This window comes from Bacteroidota bacterium, from assembly GCA_038746285.1.
In the GTDB taxonomy this organism is placed as follows: Bacteria; Bacteroidota; Rhodothermia; order Rhodothermales; family JANQRZ01; genus JANQRZ01.
Genome location: JBCDKT010000016.1, coordinates 1 through 19,800, shown reverse-complemented (window position 1 = coordinate 19,800; position 19,800 = coordinate 1). Strand labels below are relative to the sequence as shown.

Annotated in this window: 17 protein-coding genes and 3 tRNA genes; 10 read left to right on the top strand and 10 right to left on the bottom strand. The window is 69.1% G+C overall.

The window, feature by feature from the left end; genetic code table 11:
- Window positions 1-36: 36 nt before the first annotated feature.
- From AAGI91_07110 to AAGI91_07100, 3 genes are all read right to left on the bottom strand, one after another.
- Window positions 37-107 (bottom strand) — tRNA-Cys (locus AAGI91_07110).
- A 60-nt stretch (window positions 108-167) separates the two neighbouring features.
- Window positions 168-241, bottom strand: a tRNA-Arg gene (locus AAGI91_07105).
- A 384-nt stretch (window positions 242-625) separates the two neighbouring features.
- Window positions 626-702: transfer RNA gene (locus AAGI91_07100), tRNA-Pro, on the bottom strand.
- A 228-nt stretch (window positions 703-930) separates the two neighbouring features.
- Between AAGI91_07100 and AAGI91_07095 the strand changes: the two genes are divergently transcribed.
- Window positions 931-1,380, top strand: a complete 450-nt coding sequence (locus tag AAGI91_07095) for a hypothetical protein (GenBank protein ID MEM1042383.1) — start codon at window positions 931-933, stop codon at window positions 1,378-1,380.
- Window positions 1,381-1,401: 21 nt separating this feature from the next.
- On the opposite strand, the gene AAGI91_07090 is transcribed toward AAGI91_07095, so the two are convergent.
- Window positions 1,402-2,958 carry a hypothetical protein gene (locus AAGI91_07090; GenBank protein ID MEM1042382.1) on the bottom strand — a complete coding sequence of 519 codons (1,557 nt, stop codon included), beginning with the start codon at window positions 2,956-2,958 and terminating at the stop codon, window positions 1,402-1,404.
- A gap of 60 nt (window positions 2,959-3,018) precedes the next feature.
- Window positions 3,019-3,834: a PDZ domain-containing protein gene (locus AAGI91_07085; protein ID MEM1042381.1), complete on the bottom strand. Its 816-nt coding sequence runs from the start codon at window positions 3,832-3,834 to the stop codon at window positions 3,019-3,021.
- A gap of 359 nt (window positions 3,835-4,193) precedes the next feature.
- Between AAGI91_07085 and AAGI91_07080 the strand changes: the two genes are divergently transcribed.
- Both AAGI91_07080 and AAGI91_07075 read left to right on the top strand, forming a co-directional pair.
- Complete coding sequence (locus AAGI91_07080; GenBank protein MEM1042380.1) at window positions 4,194-5,657, top strand: hypothetical protein; 1,464 nt, start codon at window positions 4,194-4,196, stop codon at window positions 5,655-5,657.
- An 89-nt stretch (window positions 5,658-5,746) separates the two neighbouring features.
- Window positions 5,747-6,295 (top strand): hypothetical protein, encoded by a 549-nt coding sequence (locus AAGI91_07075; GenBank protein ID MEM1042379.1) that lies wholly within the window; start codon window positions 5,747-5,749, stop codon window positions 6,293-6,295.
- 60 nt (window positions 6,296-6,355) lie between these two features.
- Here AAGI91_07075 and AAGI91_07070 read toward each other — a convergent pair whose 3' ends face one another.
- Window positions 6,356-7,756, bottom strand: a complete 1,401-nt coding sequence (locus AAGI91_07070) for an HAD-IG family 5'-nucleotidase (GenBank protein MEM1042378.1) — start codon at window positions 7,754-7,756, stop codon at window positions 6,356-6,358.
- Window positions 7,757-8,011: 255 nt separating this feature from the next.
- Here AAGI91_07070 and AAGI91_07065 point away from each other — a divergent pair, with 255 nt between their 5' ends.
- The 3 genes from AAGI91_07065 (at window position 8,012) to AAGI91_07055 (ending at window position 10,367) form a co-directional block, all read left to right on the top strand.
- On the top strand, window positions 8,012-9,424 hold the full coding sequence (locus tag AAGI91_07065; GenBank protein ID MEM1042377.1) for a Na+/H+ antiporter NhaC family protein: 1,413 nt from the start codon (window positions 8,012-8,014) through the stop codon (window positions 9,422-9,424).
- Window positions 9,425-9,496: 72 nt separating this feature from the next.
- Window positions 9,497-9,928, top strand: coding sequence for a carboxypeptidase-like regulatory domain-containing protein (locus tag AAGI91_07060; protein ID MEM1042376.1), 432 nt, complete (start codon window positions 9,497-9,499; stop codon window positions 9,926-9,928).
- A gap of 67 nt (window positions 9,929-9,995) precedes the next feature.
- The gene (locus AAGI91_07055; GenBank protein ID MEM1042375.1) at window positions 9,996-10,367 is read left to right on the top strand and encodes a TerB family tellurite resistance protein; all 372 of its coding nucleotides are present in this window, start codon (window positions 9,996-9,998) and stop codon (window positions 10,365-10,367) included.
- Window positions 10,368-10,442: 75 nt separating this feature from the next.
- Here AAGI91_07055 and AAGI91_07050 read toward each other — a convergent pair whose 3' ends face one another.
- A complete protein-coding gene (locus AAGI91_07050; GenBank protein ID MEM1042374.1) occupies window positions 10,443-11,450 on the bottom strand; it encodes a DUF1028 domain-containing protein in 1,008 nt (335 codons plus the stop codon).
- Window positions 11,451-11,502: 52 nt separating this feature from the next.
- Between AAGI91_07050 and AAGI91_07045 the strand changes: the two genes are divergently transcribed.
- Genes AAGI91_07045 through AAGI91_07030 form a run of 4 tightly spaced genes read left to right on the top strand, consistent with a single transcriptional unit; the run spans window position 11,503 to window position 14,785 of the window.
- On the top strand, window positions 11,503-12,348 hold the full coding sequence (locus AAGI91_07045; GenBank protein MEM1042373.1) for a nitrilase-related carbon-nitrogen hydrolase: 846 nt from the start codon (window positions 11,503-11,505) through the stop codon (window positions 12,346-12,348).
- Between the two features lie 54 nt (window positions 12,349-12,402).
- The gene (locus AAGI91_07040; GenBank protein ID MEM1042372.1) at window positions 12,403-13,062 is read left to right on the top strand and encodes a hypothetical protein; all 660 of its coding nucleotides are present in this window, start codon (window positions 12,403-12,405) and stop codon (window positions 13,060-13,062) included.
- Window positions 13,063-13,099: 37 nt separating this feature from the next.
- Window positions 13,100-13,837 carry an HAD family hydrolase gene (locus AAGI91_07035; protein MEM1042371.1) on the top strand — a complete coding sequence of 246 codons (738 nt, stop codon included), beginning with the start codon at window positions 13,100-13,102 and terminating at the stop codon, window positions 13,835-13,837.
- Window positions 13,838-13,879: 42 nt separating this feature from the next.
- Window positions 13,880-14,785: an aminotransferase class IV gene (locus tag AAGI91_07030; protein MEM1042370.1), complete on the top strand. Its 906-nt coding sequence runs from the start codon at window positions 13,880-13,882 to the stop codon at window positions 14,783-14,785.
- 62 nt (window positions 14,786-14,847) lie between these two features.
- Here the strand turns inward: AAGI91_07030 and AAGI91_07025 are convergent, their stop codons facing one another.
- The 3 genes from AAGI91_07025 to AAGI91_07015 form a co-directional block, all read right to left on the bottom strand.
- Window positions 14,848-15,378 carry a DUF6252 family protein gene (locus AAGI91_07025; protein MEM1042369.1) on the bottom strand — a complete coding sequence of 177 codons (531 nt, stop codon included), beginning with the start codon at window positions 15,376-15,378 and terminating at the stop codon, window positions 14,848-14,850.
- Window positions 15,379-15,579: 201 nt separating this feature from the next.
- Window positions 15,580-16,206 carry a response regulator transcription factor gene (locus AAGI91_07020; GenBank protein ID MEM1042368.1) on the bottom strand — a complete coding sequence of 209 codons (627 nt, stop codon included), beginning with the start codon at window positions 16,204-16,206 and terminating at the stop codon, window positions 15,580-15,582.
- Window positions 16,207-16,491: 285 nt separating this feature from the next.
- Window positions 16,492-19,569, bottom strand: a complete 3,078-nt coding sequence (locus tag AAGI91_07015; protein ID MEM1042367.1) for a two-component regulator propeller domain-containing protein — start codon at window positions 19,567-19,569, stop codon at window positions 16,492-16,494.
- Window positions 19,570-19,800 lie beyond the last annotated feature (231 nt).

Sequence of the window (19,800 nt, the reverse complement as noted above, 5' to 3'; positions counted from 1 at the left end):
CCACCGCTCGTCCTGAGCGACAGGGCTTTGCTTCGGAGGTGACGAGCGGATTCGAACCGCTGTACGAGGCTTTGCAGGCCTCTGCCTAGCCACTCGGCCACGTCACCGGATGGTCCTTTCGGACCGGATAAGATACTACCTTTCGTCGAATCTCGCGTTCCACCCTGCGCCCCGACCAGGACTCGAACCTGGACTCAACGGCTTAGAAGGCCGTGGCTTTATCCAATTAAGCTATCGGGGCCGTTGATTCGGAGGCAATGTACCTGTGCGAACCTGCTCTGAATGCAAGCGCGCCCTGCCCGAGGGGGATTTCTACAAGAGTGGACGGAAGATCCAGGCTCGCTGCAAGGCATGCTTCAACCGCTACTGCATCGACCGGTGGCGCAGAATTAAAGCCGAGGAGGTCGAGCGGATGGGCGGGATATGCGCAGACTGCGGTGGGCGATTCCACCCGGACCTGTATGACTTCCATCACCTCGACCCTTCCGAGAAAGAATACCAGTGGACGAAGCTCCGCCTGTTCTCAGCAGAGCGCCGGCAAACAGAGCTGGCGAAGTGCGTCCTCCTCTGCGCGAACTGCCACCGAGCGAGGCACATCGTGTTCCCCCTCTCAGCCTGATCATTCTGGTCGGGGCGGCCGGATTTGAACCGACGACCTTCTGCTCCCAAAGCAGACGCGCTACCGGGCTGCGCCACGCCCCGCGGTGTGGCTGCGCCAAATATACACCGCCCCCACCCTTGCCCTCGGGCTCACCGACTTTTCGCACGGCGCTCCGGCGGGACGGTGCGCCTGCGGCGCGGAATGGGAGGAATGGGGAGAACGGGCGGAATGGGAAGAAGGGACGTTGGCGCGGAGCGCGGCGGCCTCGGTAATTTTCTCAGCTTTTCTTTCCACTCCTCCCACTCCTCCCCGCTCCCGTAGCTTCCGGCATGGAAACGCCCGCCGCGGACCTCCGCGCTCTGCAGATCGTCTGGAAAGCCCTCGTCGGCGGCGTAGCGCTGATGACCGTCGTGCTCGGCGGCCTGACAGCCATCGGCTACGGCCAGGTGGTCGGCGGCAACGCGGCCACGTTTTTCTACGTCAATGCGGCTATCAATTTCGCCGCCGTCCTCGGGGCGTTTGCTGTGCAGCGGCGGCTCATCGATGCGAAGCTCCCGGCGACGGGAACGCCGGCCGAAGCCGTCGCCGAGATCCGGTCGTCGGGCGTGCTGTCGCTCGCGTTCCTCGAAGGCTCGGCGCTCGTAGCGGGGGTCTCGGCGTTCTTCACCGGCGAGGCCGTCAACCTGCTCTTCGTCGTCCCGTTCTTCGGCTTCGCGGCCGTCTTCTACCCGACGGCCGCGCGCGTGGAGGCGCTGCTGAGCTTCGCCCGAGGCGGGTGAGCGCAGCGCCGTCGCGCGCGGTCAGTGGCCGCCGTGGCTGCCCTTCTGCCCGTCGCCGTGGTCCATGCCCTCGTGCATGCCGCCGTGCTCCATCCCGCCGTGGTGCATGCCGTGCATCGGGTGCTCGACGCCGGAGGGGTACGCCCCGAGCGTGATCACAGCCTCGACGGCTCCGGTCTCCGCGTTCAGGACCGTCAGGTTGCCGAAGGCGTCGTTCGGGAGCGGCGCGCGCGCGCCGTCGGCATCGGGCGGGCCGAGGAAGCGGACGGGCGGTGCCCAGGTCCCCTGGAGGTTCGAGCTCGTCACGAAGAAGCTGCCCTCGTAGGTCGGGGCCGGCGAGTGCGGCATCGCAATCGGTCCGTCGGGGGCGTCGTTCTCGGCGGTCAGCCGGACGGTCTTGGTCGGCACGTCGATCACCGTCACGCTCTGGCCGACGCGGTTGGGGACGAGGAGCGAGCGGCCGTCGCTGTCGAGGTGGCCGTGCCAAGCGCGCGCGCCGGTCGGGGCGGTGCCGCCGGGGGTAAGCGTGCCGTCGGGGCCGAGGGTGAAGAAGAGGACCTCGCTCGCGCCGTTGCCGTTGGCGGTGAGGGTCGCCGTCGTGCCATCGGGGAGGAGGCTGAAGTGGATCAGCTCGCGGTTGCGCTCGCCGAGCGGCGTGCGGCTGACGAGGTCGCCGGTCCGGGCGTCGAGGACGAGCGTCTCGCGGCCCGAGAGCGGGGCGGTGAGGAGGTAGCGCCCGTCGGGCGTGAGCGCGAGCGCGTGCGGCACGTCGTAGCCCGGGAGGGGCATCTCCTCGACGAGCTCCATCGTCTCGGTGTCGAACGCGCCGAGGCCGTAGGTGCCGGCCGAGGACAGCGTCGAGCGGCCGGAGTAGAGCCGGCCGCGCTCGGCGTCGAGGGCCATCATCCCCGGCGTCGTGAAGCTGCCCGGCTCGGAGTGGCCGAGGAGGTAGGCCGGAGCCGAGGGGTCGAGCGTGAGGTCCATCGAGAGCTTGGCGACGACGCCCGCGCTGATGAGCGAGGCGTACCAGGCGCTCTCGTCCGGCTCGAAGACCATGTGGTGTGGGCCGTAGGGCGTGCTCTCCAGCCCGTGGTGGTCGAGGTAGACGCGGCGGATCACGCGGCGGCGGGCGGCGTCCACGAGCGCGACCGCGTTCTGCCCCTGCTCGGCGACGAAGAGAACGTGCTCGGCGTCGGCGTAGGGCACGGTGCCCTCGTCGTCCCGTGCCCCGGCCTCGATCCAGCGCGCGAGGTAGCGCAGCTCGTCCGGCTCCATCTGGCGGAGGTTGGGGTACGGAATTGCCGTCGCTTCGTCGGTGTCGAGGACGAGGCGGAGGGCGTCGCTCCCGGCGGCGTCGAACGGGACGATGGCCGCCCCGGCCTTGCCCGCGAAGAGGGCGTCCCACGCGTAGGCCTCGGCCTCGCCCAGCCCGAACGCGTCGCGCGCGGCGAGGAGCGGCTGCACGTAGGCCGCGTAGCTCAGGCTCTCGAGTGCGTCGTAGTCGGTCGAGTCCGGCGCAGTGGGCATCGCAGCCGTGGCCGGAGCGAGGACGAGGAAGAGGACAACAAGGCGGAGCATGGGCAAAGCGGAAGTCGGTGAAGCGCGAAGGTACGACGAGCAGCCGGCGGCGCCGCGGGCCTAGTACGGCTCGACGGCGTCGAGCTCGACCTGGAACGGGCCGGCCTCGGAGACCAGTTCGATGGCGGCGAGGGCGGTGAGGTCGAGCGCGTCGCCCTCGAAGTCTACGAAGGCGAGGTCGTAGACGCCCCACCGCTCGCTCGCCTCGAACGGCACCGACGCTGAGGCACCGCCGGCATCGGTCAGCCGAACGCGGTAGGTCCCGCCGTCTCCTTTGGCTCGGACGCGCAGGCCCTCCCTGCGGTGCACGTCGAGCGGCTCGTCGAGGCGCAGCGCAGACTCCGGCGCAGTCCCTTTGAACAGGACCGTTCCGTTGGCCTCATCGTGGGTCGCAGCCGCTCCATTGGTGGGTACCCACCGGTCGGCGTACTCGGCCGTGGCGAGCGACGTGCCGCCCCACCCCTGGCGGGCACGGGCGGCGGCCAGCTGCTCCGGCGTCGGCGAGATCGCAAGCTGTCCCGCCGGCCGGGCGGGCTTGGCGAAGACCACCTCGCGCGCCGTCCCGTCGCGCTCGACGGAGAGGCGCACCTCGTCGCCGGCCTCGAGCGCCCGGTATAGCTCTCTGGCCTCTTGCCCGTTGGCCACGGGGGTACCGTTGAGCGCGGTGACGAGGTCGCCGGGGTAGAGGTCCGGCCCTCGGTCTGGGCCGAAGCGGACCTCGACGCGTGCCGCCTCGGTGCCCCCGATGGAGACGAGGACGCTGTCGGCAGGGAAGACGAGCACGGCGGCGTCGCCCCCGACTTCGAGCGTGCCCTGGGCGGCGACGGGCGTGGCGAGGACGAGGCAGAGCACAGCGATTCGTAGCGCAGGGAGCATGGCAACCGGGGTCGGGTGAGGGGTTGCCGGAGAAACGAGGCGCCGGGCTGCGCTATTGCTCCGGCACGCCGTAGGCGGCGGGGTCTCCGAGCACGGTGTCGTGCGGGAGCGAGCCGCGGTGGGAGCGGAAGTAGGCGTAGGGCGTGGCGTGGAGGGAGTCTAAGACGCGCCCGGTGTATACACCGACTCAATATCTCGAATCACCGAGCCTTCGCATATACAAATATGTTTCCTAGCATTGCGCTACAAAAATTATAAAGATGGAAAAATGACTTGACTTGCCTTCCTTTTTTTTTACATATGGAGTACCGTTGGGCCCGACGGTTCTATCACCAGCCCACCCCAAACCGGATAGAACCATGAAACACATTGCATTGCTCTTGTTGGCTGCTTTCGCACTTGCCTGGCTAGGCGGCTGCGATGCCACAAACGACGCAGACTTCTCGTCGGCCGACGCCCAGAGTACGTCCCTCTCCCACCAAGACGCTCTCGCCACCGTAGACCGCGACACCCACGACGGCTACCTCCTGTCGATCTCGGAGCGGGTGCCGGACTTTGCGGGCTTGTTCGAGGAGAACGGTATGCTTCGGGTCGCCGTTGCCAGATCTGCGCAGGATCCCGCGGCGGTCGTCTCAGAAGCCCTCACCGTTGCCGATGAGCTAGCACCAGGGGGTTCCGCGCCTCTCGCCGAGAGAGCGGCTCCGACCCCAGCTTCTGCGCTTTACGGCTTCGCCGATGTGCTCGCGTGGCGGGAGGCTCTCGCCCTTACGACGCCTGGCCTCTCGCTCCACGACGCAGATGAGCGAAAGGGACTCGTCTACGTCGAGGTTACATCCTCACAAGAGGTCGGACGCGTTCGTGAGAGCGCCGCTGCGCTCGGCATTCCGTCCGACGCCCTCGAAGTGAGGGTCGAGCCGAGGTACGAGGCTCAGATCGACATCCGCAATTACGGCCCATACCTCGAGGCCGGCTACGCTATTGCAATGCAGTGGGGCCATTGCACCCACGGCTTCATGGCCTTCCGTGGCTCCATGTCAGGCGATATCGGCGGTTTCGTGACCAACTCACATTGCACGAACGCCAGTGGCGCTGTGGGTGGCGTTAACAGCGCGCAGTTCTATCAGGGCAATGGTTCTTATGGAAACTCAGGCCGCTACCTCGGTGTCGAGATCGTGGACCCTGCCTTTAACACACTAGGGAGACCAGTTGGCGCTACGGCTATACAAGGACCACCTGTTGGTGGGGGCGGGGGCAGACCGTGGCGATACTCAGACGCCACCTTCGTTGATTACGACCTGAGCCAGAACAATACCAACACGCTGTTCGGCCAGATCGCTAAAACCAGATACGCGGGCACCAACAGCCCTGGCTCTCACGACAGGATAGCCGCTTTCCAAATTGAGTCTGATGCCGCTAGCTATCAGCACATTGTTGGTACCGTCGTAGACAGAGTCGGGCGCACGTCAGGCTGGACTACAGGCCCCATTACGAGGTCGTGTGTAACCATCCCCCTCGACAACACTAACCCGTCCAATTCAAACGCGGGCAAAGACCTCCGCTGCCAGTACGAGGTCCGGGCTTACTCCGATGCCGGCGACAGCGGCTCGCCCGTTTTCTTCCCGACCGGTAGTAACACAGCTCGCCTCCAGGGCCTTCTGTGGGGCGGCCGAACAGAGAGCAATGGGACTCGCTTCTTCGTCTACAGCGCCTTTCACCTCATCAACAGAGAACTCCGCCGCAGCGGCAGCAACGGTGATCTCTACACGCACAACCCCAGTAGTCCGCGTTTTGGCGGCACCACACGTATAGAATCGCTGCCGTGATCGTTCCCGGCCGCCATACCTCTCAGGAGGTGTGGCGGCCGCCCTCGTGCTATTCTGATCTAAATAAGGCCGCGCGTGCCTCCTAAACCATGACGTACCTAGTCCGAGTTGCGACCATGCTTCTCCTCTTCCTTGGCCTATCGGCCTGCGATTCCAGCAGTACTGACCCCAGTGCGGCAGCCAAACTGTCGACGGCTGCTTTTGTAGTCGAAGCGCCCGACGTCCTCCGCTTTGGTGAGGTCATCTCTCTCACCGTCACTGTAACTAACACTACCGAGTCGAACCTTTACCTCGGTCGGCCTAATCTCGAACTGTTTCGCGAGTCTGAACCTCCGTTCTCGACCGGCGATCAAACGCCTGCCTCTCTCTACTTGGCGTACAGCCCGTACACGCCGGCTATCCTCAGAGAGAACGAACGGATTCGTCCGGGCGAGTCACGAACGCTTGGCCTCACCCTCGATCTTCGCCCCGACGGAGTAGCACTGTGGGAGGGGGAAGGCCCTGTCGATGGGTTGTACCGCGTGGGCGCTACCCTCTTCCTGACACCCGGCGACGAGGACTCCCTCTACCGAGGCGCTCCGGCACCCACGGACATCTCGCTCTCGGCTCCGTTCGATCTCACATTCGAGGGGAGATGATGTCGGGTTTCGCTTCCTCAATGTCTCGCTCGCCGCAGCAGTAGGTGCAGGCATCGTGGTTCACCTCGCGTCGTGCGGGAGCGATCCGCGGTGGGAGCGGAAGTAGGCGTAGGGCGTGGCGTGGAGGAAGTTCGAGACGCGCCCGGTGTAGACGTCGGCGTAGCGCTCGACCTGGCGGGCGAGGTGGCTCTTGTCGTTGCCGGCGCGCATCATCAGGCCCCACCGCTTGTTGTGGAGCCGCGCCGAGGCCCGGGCCAGCGGGGCGATCTCGGCGTCGAGCGCGAGGAGCCGCGCGCGGTGCGCGTCCATCTCGGCCTCGATCTCGGCCGGCGGGCGCGCCGGGTCCGGGCCGTAGCCGCCCTTGGCGCGCTGGAGCGCGAGGCGGTAGGCCGAGTACTCGGCCTCCATCTCGACCTTGCGCGCCATCATCTCGGTGAGCTGCCGCTGCGTCTCGTGGAACCCGCCGATGGCGGCCAGCTCGTCTTCGAGCTCGCGGAGGATGAGCGCCGTCCGCCAGCGGAGGACGCTCTTCGAGACGTTGACGTCGGTGAAGAGGTGGTCGCCGACGTAGAGGATGTCCTCGCCCCGCAGCCCGAGGCTGGCCTCGACCTGCCCCGCGTTCGCGCCGACGTAGACGTGCCCCGGCTTCAGCATCCCGACGTGCTCGCGCAGCAGCCCGTCGTCGCTCATCACCTCGAAGGTCGGCATCCGGGCGGTGAAGAAGGCCGGCTTGCGCGACCCGACGATCGCGAGGTCGAACAGGTCGCGCCACGTCATCGCGCCCGGCAGGAAGGGGTCGAAGGCGAAGGCGAGCATCGGGGCGGCGTAGGCCCACTCGGAGTTGGTGATGAGGAGCACCTTCTTGCCGGCGCGCTTCTGGTCGAGGAGCGCGAGCGGCACCTCCTTGTCGAGCGCGACGAAGCGCGCCGGGTCCTCGACGATCTCGCCCTTGAGGCGGCCCTCCATGTGGGCCTCGTCGAGCGCGCCGCGGACGAGCGCGTAGAGGTCGGCGTAGCTCAGCTTCGCCTCGATCACGTCGGCGTCGAGGAGGTCGACGAGCTGCATGTACATGCTCGCCTCGGAGAGCGAGAAGAGCGTGTTCATGAACAGCCAGCGCGGCTCGTCGAGGTCGACGAGGGTGCGGGTGTAGGATTCGCGCAGCTTGGCGCGCGCCAGCCGCTTCGTGCCGTGCGAGGCCCGCTTGATGTAGCCGAAGCGGTTGGCCTTGACGACGTTGCCGAGCGCGGTGTCGATGATCAGCCCGCGCATCACGAGGTCGGGCTGGAACCTCAACTCCTCGACCGGCCAGCCGCGCCCGAGGAGGCGCTCCTTGATGTAGCTGTAGGCCCGCTCCTCCCACGCCCGCTCGTGGTAGTGGATGAGCGTGTAGTCCATGTCGTAGCCCACCGCCTTGATCGAGCGGAGGTTGAGCGTGCGGTTGGTGTAGATGCCGCGAACCATGAGGGGAGGGTCGAATGGCGAAGGACGAGCGACGCATGCATGCCGTAGGGGCGATCCCGTGTGGTCGCCCTCGCCGAACATGCCGTCTGTTCCGGTGCAACGGCAATATCCGCCTCGGCGAAACGCCCTGCCAACCGTGCGCGCGGTGTTCACGCGAGGATAACGCGAACCCGGCGCGGGTCGTAACCTTCGCTCGCCACCGGGCGAGGCCCGCCTCGCCCCTACGACCCTGCGCTACGACCTCACCCTGTGCCCATGCCCGACCCGACTTGGATTTCGCTTCTGCCGCCGCTGCTCGCCATCGTGCTGGCGATCTGGACGCGGCAGGTCTACCTCTCGCTCGCCGCCGGCGTGTGGCTCGGGTGGACGGTGCTCAGCGGCTGGAACCCGCTCGCGGGCCTCGGCGCGAGCATCGACGCGCTCGTCGGCGTCCTCGGCGACGCGGGCAACGCCCGCGTGATCCTGTTTACAATTGTGATCGGCGCGCTCATCGCGACGGTCGAGGCCGGGGGCGGCGTGCGCGGGTTCGTCGACTGGGTCGAGCGGCGCGGGCTCGTCACCGGCGGGCGCGGGGCCCGCGTGCTGGCCTTCCTCGTCGGGGTCGTCATCTTTATCGAGTCCAACATCACCGTCCTCGTCGCCGGGGCCGTCTCGCGGCCGCTCTTCGACCGGCACCGCCACAGCCGCGAGATGCTGGCCTACCTGATCGACTCGACGAGCGCGGCCGTCTGCGTGCTCATTCCGCTGAACGCATGGGGGGCCTACGTCCTCGCGCTCCTCGCCGACCAGGGCATCGCCGAGCCGCTCCGCGTCTTCGTCGCCTCGGTCCCGATGAACCTCTACGCCCTCGCCGCCGTCGCGCTCGCCGCGTTCGTCGCCGTCACGGGCTGGGCGGCCGGCCCGATGCGCCGCGCCGAGCGCCGCGCCGAGGACGGCGAGCTGTTCGACGCCGACGCCACCCCGATGCTCGACGAGGAAGCCCTCGTCCCGAGGCCGACCACGGCGATCCCGCCGCGCACGGTCAACATGCTGCTCCCGCTCGGGGTGATGGTGGCGACGATGCCGCTCGGGCTCTGGGTCACCGGCGACGGCGACCTCCTCGCGGGCAGCGGCTCGACGAGCGTGCTCTGGGCCGTCCTCGCTGGACTGGCGACGGCATGGGTGCTGCTACTCGCCCAGGGCGGCCTTCAGATCGACGAACTCACCAAGACCGGGCTGCGCGGCGCGGGCGGAATGCTCGGCATGGCGCTCGTGCTCCTGCTTGCGCTCGCGCTCGGCGGCGTGGCGCGCGAACTCGGGACCGGGGCGTTCGTCGCCGGGGCGGTCGCGGGCGTCCTCCCGCCGCCGGTGCTGCTCCCGCTCGTCTTCGGCACCGGTGCCTTCATCGCCTTCTCGACTGGGACGAGTTGGGGCACCTTCGCCATCATGATCCCGATTGCGGTACCCGCCGCCGCCGCGCTCGGGCTGCCCGCCGCGCCGTTCCTCGCCGCCGCCCTCTCCGGCGGCATCTTCGGCGACCACGCCTCGCCGATCTCGGACACGACGATCGTCTCCAGCCTCGCCGCCGCGACCGACCACATCGCGCACGTCCGCACCCAACTCCCCTACGCCAGCCTCGCTGCCACCGTCGCCGCCTTCGGCTTCGCCGTCATCGGCGCGACGCTCTGACGGGGACGCGCTTTGGCCTTTCGCCGGGGATGTCAGAACTGATGTTGGGGGTAGACCAACCTGGATACTCCGATGACGCGCATCCTCTTGCTCTTCCTGCTCTCTTCCACCGTCGCCCTCGCGCAGCATCCGATGGGCAAGCTCTCCGGCCGCATCGTGGACGACCTCGGCGACCCGCTGCCGGGCGCCAACGTGATCATCGAGGGCACCCGACTCGGCGCTTCCGCCGACGACGACGGCAACTACTTCGTCATCGGCATCCCCGCCGGCACCTACGACGTGACGGCGTCGTTTGTGGGCTTCGAGCACCATACGGTCGAGGCGATTCAGATTTCGTCGGGATACACGACTGAGCAGAGCTTCGAGCTTGGCATGACGAACTATTTCGAAATCTTCGGTCCTTGTCTCGACTGCTGGGGCTACGAGCCTCTCATTTCGACGGACCCCTTCGCTTCGCGGCGGATATCGGGCGAAGAGATCGAGCACATGCCTATCGGTCGATAGCCGACGGCGGGCTTGCCGTTGTGAGCCGGGATGCCTATCGTTAGCGCACCACCCGACGCGCCGCGCCATGCCTGAGCCGCTCACCGACGACGCCCTCGCCGACCTCACGCTCCTCGCCCTCGTGATCGCCCACGGGGCCGACGCCGACCTCGACCCGCGCGAGGTGAACACGCTCGCCGAGCACCTCCACCGGCTCGCCCCGCACCTCAGCCCGGAGGCCGTGACTGAGATTGTCAAGGACGGCGCGAGAGCGTACCTCGATACCCGCGTGGAGGGTGCCGAGACGGTCGTCTACCGCCTCGCGGGCGCACTCAGCGCGGACGGGCGGGCCGAGGCCTACGCTGCGCTCCAGGCTGTCGCCGAGGCCGACGAGACGCTGCACCCGATGGAGTCGACGCTGCTGCGCCACGTCGCCGCCGCCTGGCGGGTGGACGTGTAGGACTGGAAGAGAGGAGGAGCGGAGGATGGCAGGTGCACCGCCGCGTCGTTCTTCCACGCTTCCGCTCTTCCACTCCTATTCTTCCGGCGCTTTCATCCGCACGACGAGCGTCGGCGCGAGCGCCTCGGGGAGCAGCCCGGCGGCGGGGAGGCGCGGGACGAGCATCGCCCAGCGTACGTCCTGCCGGTAGGCGCGGGCGAGGTACGGCACGGCCTCGTCGACCCGCCCGACGCCTGCCAGCGTGATCCCGACCCAGAAGGCCGACTCGCCGTTGTTGGCCTCGTCCGGGGCGAGGGCCATCGCCGCGCTGTAGCTCGCCATCGCAGCCTCGATGTCGCCCTCGGTGACGTGCTCGTCGCCCTCGTTGAGTTTCTGGTAGGCCCGCTGCAGCCCGACGAGCCGCTGCAGTTCGGCGACGGGTGCCGGGTGGTCCTCGACGCGGAGGTCGAACAGGCGGTCCGCCCACGGCTTGCCAGTGGGCTCGGCGCGGGTGACGAGGAGCGCGGCCGACTGCTGGCCCCGGAGATCGCCGCCCTCGGCCTGGGCGGCTTCGAGGGCCGCGAGGAGCCGCTCGGCGAGGTCGCCGGTGGAGGCTTCGTAGGCCTCGGCCATCGCGTCCCAGACGGTGTCGTTTTCCATCAGGTTAGCCTGCACCGCGTAGCCGTCGCCCGTGCGGTGGCCCGCCGCGGCGATGGCACGGCTGCCGGTGTGGACGGCGACCCTACCCTCGGCGTCGACGAACGCGACCTGCCGGACGGCCCGGCCCGCGTCGGCCGAGACGAGCGCCGCGAGCGCCTCCTCGGCCGAGCTGCCCGTCCGCATCAACTCCAGCCCGCGCGGCCCGTAGGCCGGGTCAACGAACGACTGCGTGGCGACGGCCCCGACGCCCGGCTCGGCCCACGGCACGACCGCGCCGACCGAGAACCAGTGGCTCTGCACCGCCACCCCGAGCTGCCCGGTCTCGGCGTCGTGCGCGACGATGGAGTAGGTGGCGACGGGCCGGCGCGGCGTGTCGGCAGGAAAATCCTGTGCGAGGGCGGGCGCAGCGGTGAGCAGGGCGAGGCAAAAGGCGAGGGTTCGCATGGCAGGGCGGGATGGGATACTTTGGGAGCCAGCCAATCTACCGCACCGCCTCATGCGCATCGCCCTCGTCCAACAACCTGCCACCGAAGACCCCGGGTCGAGTCCGGGGCAGGCTCTCAGCACCAACGTGCAGCGCGGCCTCAGCGCCGCCCGCCGCGCCGCCGAGGCTGGGGCCGACCTCGTCGCCTTCGCCGAACTCGCCTTCACGCCGTTCTACCCGCAGCGCCACGCGACGCCCGAGACCCTCGCCCTCGCCGAGCCGATTCCCGGCCCAACGACCGACGCGTTCGCCGCCCTTGCGAAAGAACTCGGCGTCGTCCTCGTGCTCAACCTCTTCGAGCGCGACGGTGACCGGACGTTCGATACGTCGCCCGTGATCGACGCCGACGGGACCCTCCTCGGGCGGACGCGGATGGTCCACATCACCGACTACGAGGCGTTCCACGAGCAGGGCTACTACGCTCCCGGCGACCAGGGGGCTCCGGTCTACGACACCGCCGCCGGGCGCGTCGGCGTGGCGATCTGCTACGACCGGCACTACCCGGAGTACATGCGGGCGCTGGCGCTGCAAGGGGCGGAGGTGGTCGTCGTCCCGCAGGCAGGCGCGGTCGGCGAGTGGCCCGAGGGGCTGTACGAGGCCGAGATGCAGGTGACCGCGTTCCAGAACGGGTTCTTCACCGCCCTCGTCAACCGGGTCGGGCCGGAGGAGCAGCTGACGTTCGCGGGCGAGTCGTTCGTCTGCAACCCGGCCGGCGAGGTCGTCGCCCGCGCCGGGCAGGGCACCGAAGAAACCCTCTACGCCGACCTCGACCTGGCCGAGGTCGAGCGCTCGCACGCGCGCCGCCTCTTCCTCCGCGACCGGCGGCCGGACCTCTACGCCGACTGGCTCGCCCGGTAGCGTAACCTGCGTGGGATCGAGGCGTAGCGGAAGGGGCATTGACTCGATGGCTCCATGTCGCTCGAAACCCGCCTCGACCGTACGCACGCTCGCATCCACCGGAGCGTCTGGCTCCAGCGGTTCACGGTCGGGACGCGCGTGCTCCTCGCGGCCGGGTTCATTCCGCCGGGCCTCACCAAGCTCGCCGGCCACCGGTTCACGCAGATGAGCGTCGAGACGCCGATCGGCTACTTCTTCGACGCGTTCTTTCAGGCGGGCGCGTTCTACGCGTTCGTCGGCGCGATGCAGGTGCTGGCGGGCGTGCTGCTCCTCGTCCCGCGTACGGCCACGCTCGGGGCTGTGCTCTACCTCCCGATCATCACCACGATCTCAGTCATCACCTGGTCGATGGGTTTCCGAGGGACGTGGGCCGTCACGGGCTTGATGACGCTCGCCTGCCTGTGGCTGCTGGCGTGGGACTACGACCGCGTCAAGCCGATCCTCCCGTTCGCCTCGGCAGCGCGACCCGACGCGGTCCCCGGCCGGGCGGCCGCGACGCTGGCCTACCTCCTGCTCGCGGGCGGGCTGGTCGGGGCGATGCTCAAGATGCGCGGGCTGGCTCCCGTCGGGGCGATGCCTGTGTTCGGGGCGATGGTCCTCGCCGCTGCCGTGTGCTACGGCGTCGCGTGGCGGCAACGCAGAAAAGCCTCGGCGGTGCGTGCGGCAGAGGGGTGAGCGGCGCGATCTTGGCGCGCCCTCGACCCGTCGCCCCGTGCCCGCTCCCACGCCCATCCGCATCGCCTGCTGGTCCGGCCCCCGGAACATCTCGACGGCGCTGATGCGGTCGTGGGGCAGCCGCGCCGACACGGCAGTCGTGGACGAGCCGTTCTACGCGCACTACCTGTGGGCGACGGGCCTCGACCACCCCGGCCGCGCCGCCATCCTCGGCTCGCAGCCGACCGACTGGCGCACGGTCGCGGCGGCGCTCACCGGACCCGCGCCGGGCGGCAAGGACATCTTCTACCAGAAGCACATGGCCCACCATCTCCTGCCCGGGATGGTCGGCCCGTGGCTGGGCGACCTCCGCCACGCCTTCCTCCTCCGCGAGCCGGCGGCGATGCTGACCTCCCTCGCGAAGGTGCTCCCCGACCCGCGCCCTGAAGACACCGGTCTGCCGCAGCAGGTCGCGCTCGTCGAGCGCCTCCGCGACGAGGCGGGCCGTGTCCCGCCCGTGATCGACGCCGAGGACGTGCTGACCGACCCGCCGCGCCTGCTCCGGCTGCTCTGCGAGGCCCTCGGCGTCCCGTTCGAGCCTGCGATGCTGACGTGGGAGGCCGGCCCGCGCCCGACCGACGGCGTCTGGGCCGCGCACTGGTACGCCGCTGTCGAAGCCTCGACCGGGTTCAAGCCGTACCGCCCGAAGACCGAGTCCGTGCCGGAGCGGCTGCAGTCGGTACTGGCGGAGTGCAAGGGCTACTACGCGCAGCTGCACCCCCACCGCCTCCGCTGATCTCCCTCATACCCTCACCCACCCACACGCCCATCCCCACCGATGCTCCAGCAGTTCGACGAACGCAACCGCGACCTGATCGTCAACATCAACGGCACCCTCGTGCACCGCGACGAGGCGGGGGTCTCGCCCTTCGACTCGGTCGTGCAGGGCGGCGACGGGGTGTGGGAGGGGCTGCGGCTCTACGACGGGCGCATCTTCCGCCTCACCGAGCACCTCAACCGGCTACGCGACTCGGCCCACGCCCTCGCCTTCGCTGAGATTCCGAGCCCCGAGGCGATCCGGGAGGAGATTCGCCGGACGCTGGAGGCCAACGGGATGCGCGACGGCGTCCACGTCCGCCTCACGCTCACGCGCGGGCCGAAGATCACGAGCGGGATGGACCCGCGCCTCAACCAGGCCGGCCCGACGCTGATCGTCCTCGCCGAGTGGAAAGCGCCGGTCTACGACAAGCGCGGGCTGTCGCTCATCACGAGTTCCGTCCGCCGTTTCCCGCCCGACTGCCTCGACCCGAAGATCCACCACAACAACCTGCTCCAGAGCATCCTCGCCAAGATCGAGGCCAACCACGCCGGGGCCGACGCCGCGCTGATGCTCGACCGGCACGGGTTCATCGCCGAGTGCAACGGCACGCACGTCTTTCTGGTCGCGGGGGGCACCGTGCTCACGAGCACGACCAACGCTTGCCCCGAGGGCATCACCCGGCAGACCATCCTCGATCTGTGCGCGCGCGAAGCTGTCCCGCACGCCGCGCGCAACGTCTCGCTCGCCGAGGCCTACCGCGCCGACGAGGTGTTCTGCACCGGCACGATGGGCGAACTCGCCGCCGTCACCCAGATCGACGGGCGGAGGGTTGGAACAGGGTCCGTTGGCCCGATGACCGAGCGGCTCTCGGCGCTCTACGCCGAGGAGACGGCGGCGACGGGCGAGCCGATCTTCGAGGGCTGAACGCAGCGCCCCCGCCTGCAGCAATGGGCAAGCGGGGGCGTAGGTTTGAATCCGAGGGGACGCTACTGGGTGATGTTGACGCTAAACCCACCCGATACCTCGATCGAGCCCATGCTGCTGAGCGAGTTCGCCGTGAAGGAGAACGTACCCGACACCTCGGTTTCGCTGATACCCGTGATGGTAGCCGACCCGGTTCCACCGACAGTCGTGCTAAAGGCTTCGGTGACGCCGTCATTCGTGGCACGCACGACGGTAGCGATGTTGTCCGCTTCGAACGAGTATGTGCCGGTGGCGGCCTGTTCCAGTTCGAGGCCGATGGTCGTTGCGAGGTTAGAGCCGGTGATGGTGATCGACCCATCGCTGTCTACCTCTGCGAGAGCGACCAAGCTAGCGACGAAGCTCTCTCCATCGATCGTGGCTTCGAAGCCGCTGTCGACCATCATGCCGCCACCGCCGCCACCGCCACCGCCACCGCCACCGCCGCCGCCGCCGCCGCCGCCGCCGTTATCGTCGTCGTCACCGCCGGAGTCGCACGCGGCAAAGGTGAGGGCGAAGAGAAAGCACAAAAGGAATGTGGGAATGCGACGTAGCATGTCAGGTGTGGGTTGGTTGCGGGAGCAAACGAGGTGCTACATAGAGGCATCGGCGCGTAGCACCGTACTCTGTAGCGCGGCCTTCTGTAGCGTAGACGAGAAAACTACTCAGCGGCAGGTCAGCCCGGTTAACGTAGTACCGTGGTCCCACCGTTGCCCTCGTCCATTGATGTGATTTTGAGCGGAACGTTGGCGGCAGGCTCACGCCCTGCCGAGGTACTTCAGCGTGGCTTCGGCGCGGGAGCGGACGTGCATCTTCTCGTAGATGTGCCGGATGTGGGTCCGCACGGTGTCGATGGAAATGAAAAGCTGCTCGGCGATCTCGCGGTAGCGGTAGCCCTGCGCGAGCAGGTCGAGGATCTCCTCCTCGCGCCCGGTGAGCGGCTCCCCGTCGGCCTCGGCGCGCGGGGGCCGGTGGAAGGTCTCGACGACGCGGCGGGCGATCCCGCTCGACATCGGCGAGCCGCCCGTGTGAACCTGCGCGATGGCACCGAGCAGTTCGGCGGGCGGGGTGGTCTTGAGGACGTAGCCCGCGGCCCCGTTCTGGAGCGAGGCGAAGACGTGGTCGTCGTCCTCGTAGACGGTCAGCATCATCACCTGGACGCGCGGGTGCTCGGCGCGGAGGCGCTTGACGGCCTCGGTGCCGAGCATCCCCGGCAGCCCGATGTCCATCAGCACCACGTCCACGTTGTCGCCCGTCAGCACGGCGAGGCCCGACTCGGCATCCTCGTAGGTCCCGACGCAGACGAACCCCTCCGAGGCATCGATCAGGTACCCCAGCCCCTGCCGGACCTCGACGCGGTCCTCGACGATGGCGACTCGAATCATGGCGCTCCTCCTGTGGGTGTGTGCGGCTCCCAACATCGGGCACGCGGTGCCGCGTGTCAATCGCATGGAAAGGTGATTTGGAGAGTGCGCCTTCGGCGCAGAATGGGAGGAATGGGGAGAACGGGGGGAATGGGAAGAAGGGACGTTGGCGCGGAGCGCGGCGGCCTCGGTAATTTTCTCGGCTTTTCTTTCCACTCCTCCCACTCCTCCCACTCCTCCCACTCCTCCCACTCCTCCCACTCCTCCCACTCCTCCCACTCCTCCCACTCCTCCCACTCCTCCCACTCACCCGCCCAGCGGCACGCGTAGCGTGAGCCGCGTCCCCCCGTCCGGCCCGGCGTCCAGGGCGAGCGTGCCGTCGATCTCACCGGCGCGGTGGGCCATGTTGGCTAGGCCGTTGCCGCCGCGCCCACTCGGTCGAGGCACTGCTCCGTCGCCGCCGGGCAGGCCGCAGCCGTCGTCCTGCACGGTGAGTGTGAGGGCGGCCTCGTCCACCTCTAGCCGCACCGTCGCGTTCGTGGCTCCAGCGTGGCGGACGAGGTTGTGGAGCGCCTCTTTCATCACGAGGAACACGTTGCGCCGGAACTCGGCCGAGACCGTCAGCGGCGGCACCTGGGCGGGGAAGTCCAGCCGGACGCGCAGCCCGGCCTCGTCCAGCGTGCGGGCGGCGTGCTCGCGGAGGTAGGCCGTGAGTCGGTCGAGGCGGTCGTGCTGCGGGTTGATGGCCCAGATGATCTCGCCGATCGCGTCGAGCATGGCGCGGCTCGTGTCGGCGATCCGGCTCAGGCGTGCAGTGCTCGGTGCGGAGCCTGCCCCGGAGGCCGAGCCGGGGTCGCCGTCGAGGTCGCGCTGGGCGAGTTCGGAGAGGATGGCGATCTCGGAGAGGCTGGCCCCAACCTCGTCGTGCATGTCGCGCGAGATGCGGGCGCGCTCGGCGTCGAGGGCTTGCCGCGCTTCGAGGCGGGCCAACTCGCGCCGGTAGCGGCGCTGCGAGACCGACCACACGGCCGCCCCGACGAGGGTGAGGATGAGCCCGACGAACAGCACCTGAAACCACCACGTCTGGAAAAACCGAGGCCACACGATGACCGTCGCGGCCGCGCCCGTCTCGTTCCACAGGCCGTCCTCGTTGGCGGCCTTGACGCGGAACGTGTACCGGCCCGGCCGGAGGTTGGTGTACGTCGCCCGGCGCTGCTGGCCGAGGTCCACCCAGCCAGCGTCGAAGCCCTCCAGCCGCGCCGCGTAGCGGGTGCGGTGGGCGTTCGCAAACTGGAGCGCAGCGAACTCAAAGGTGAACGATGCCACGCCTGGATCGATCTCGACGGTCTCGCCGACGTGGGCGGTCGTCGTCGTGGTGTCGCGCGCGGCGCGGTGCAGCGCCGTCAGGACGACCGGCGGGCGGTACGGGTTGTCGCGGAGGGCGCTCGGGTGGAAGACCGTCACGCCCCGGTCGCCGCCGAAGTAGAGCGTGCCGTCGCGCCCACGGAACGCGGCGTGGCGGTTGAACTCGACGTTCCCCACGCCGTCGGCGAAGGCGAAGGTGCGGAAGCCTGCGGCCGGCCGGTCCGGGTCGAAGCGGGCGAGGCCCCGGTTGGTGGAGAGCCAGAGGCGACCGTCGTCGTCTTCGAGGATCGCGTAGACGGCACTGCTCGGCAGGCCGTCGGCGGAGGAGACGTGCGCGAAGCGGCCCGTGGATGCGTCGTAGCGGTCCAGCCCGCTCTGCGTCCCGACCCAGAGCCGCCCGCGCCGGTCGAGGTGGAGCGCCATCGTGGCGTTGTCGCTGAGGCTCGACGGGTCGGCGGGATCGTGGAGGTAGCTGTGGAGGCTGTCCGTCTGGGCATCGTACCGGAGGAGGCCGGCGGACGAGGTCACCCACGCCCCGCCGGGGACCGACCGGACGACCTGCACGCCCACGCCGCGCGGCACCGGCGTAGACGCATAGGTACCATCGGTGAACCGGCGAAAGAGCCGCCCGGCGTGGCCGAACCAGAGCGTGCCCTCGGCATCGAGGTGCAGCCCCGACGCACTCGGCCCCCACGGCCCAGGGGGGATGTCAACGCGGACGTGCTCGACCGCGTCCGGCGCGTCGAGGTCGATCCAGTCCAGCCCCGCGCCGGTGCCGAGCCAGAGCGTGGTGCCGTCTTGCTGGACGGACCAGACCCAGTCGTGGCCGAGGCTCGACGGGTCGGCCGGGTCGTGGCGGTAACGCGTCACCCGCCCGTCCGGCCCGATCCGGTTCAGTCCACCGCCGAGCGTGCCGACCCAGAGCGCACCCCGCGTGTCCTCGTGGACCGAGAGCACGATCCCGCTCCCGAGGCTGTTGGCGTCTTCGGGGTCGTGCGCAAGGAGGCTAAACGGGGCGGCGTTTGGCACGGCGCGGTGGAGCCCCCAAACGGTCCCGGCCCAGAGCGTCCCAGCCCGGTCGCGGTGGAAGCCGGTGATCCAGTTCTGCGTCGGGATGCCGCCGGGGAGATGGAGCGAGAAGCGCTCGGTGGTGCCCGCAGAGACGGCGTAGCGGTAGACCCCGCCGAGCGTGCCGAGCCAGAGCACGCCGCCCGCCGGGACGATCCGGTTCACCCCGAGGCCCGTCCCGTAGCCCGGAATCTCTGGCTGCGGGACCGCCACCGGCTCGACACCCCCGCTGCTCACCCGGGCGAGGCCGACGCCGGCCACCCAGAGTGTACCCGCCTCGTCCTCGGCGAGCGCTACGCCGAACTCGGACTCGGCGCTCTGCGTCCACGGTACAGCGATGACTCCGTCCTCTTCCGGCACCTCGCCGACGGCGTACCGCTCCACGTCCCGGTGCGTGCTGACCCACACCGTCCCGTCGCGCGCGGTGAGACCCTGCATCGGCGTCCCGGTGCCGAGGCGAGCGCGAACGCCGGCGAAGCGGTCCCGCGCCCGGTCGAAGCGGTACAGGCTGTCCGCGCCCGCTAGCCACGCCTCGCGGTCGGGCCCGATGAAGAGGCAGGGGTCGAGCCGGTCGTAGCGCCGGACCTCCCCGTGCCCCGGCCCGACGAGGCGGGCTATCCCGGCGGGGGTCCGGTCCGACGCCTGCGCCACTGCCCACAGGTCGCCCGCGCCGTCCTCGGCTAGTTCGCGGACGAGGTTGCCCGGCAGCGAGGCGGGGTCGAATGGGTTGCGCCGCCACGTCCGCATCGTGGTGCCATCCCAGCGGCCGAGCCCCTCGCGCGTGGCGAACCACAGGAAACCGCGCCGGTCCTCCAGCATGTCGTAGACCGACGACTGCGGCAGGTGCACCTCCACGTCCGTCGCTCGCTCGAAGCGGACCGGAGCCCGGGGCCCCTCGGGCTGCGCCTGCGCAGCCGAGGCGAGGATCATGAAGACGAACCAGCGTACCAACACGTCAGACGGACTAACTTCGTGAGCTAAACTCTTCCCAGACGGTAAGTATACCGCAGGCCGCACAGCCTCGCCTGGGAGAGTTCGGGGCTCAGAAGCTGTTCGGATTTGTGATCGCGGGCCACGAGCGGCTGCGGAACTGACCGGCTGCGTCGCGCTGCATCGCCGAACCTCACGGTTCGCCTGGTGGGGTCGCTTCGCTCCCCGATGCTTTGCATTCACGCTCCTTGC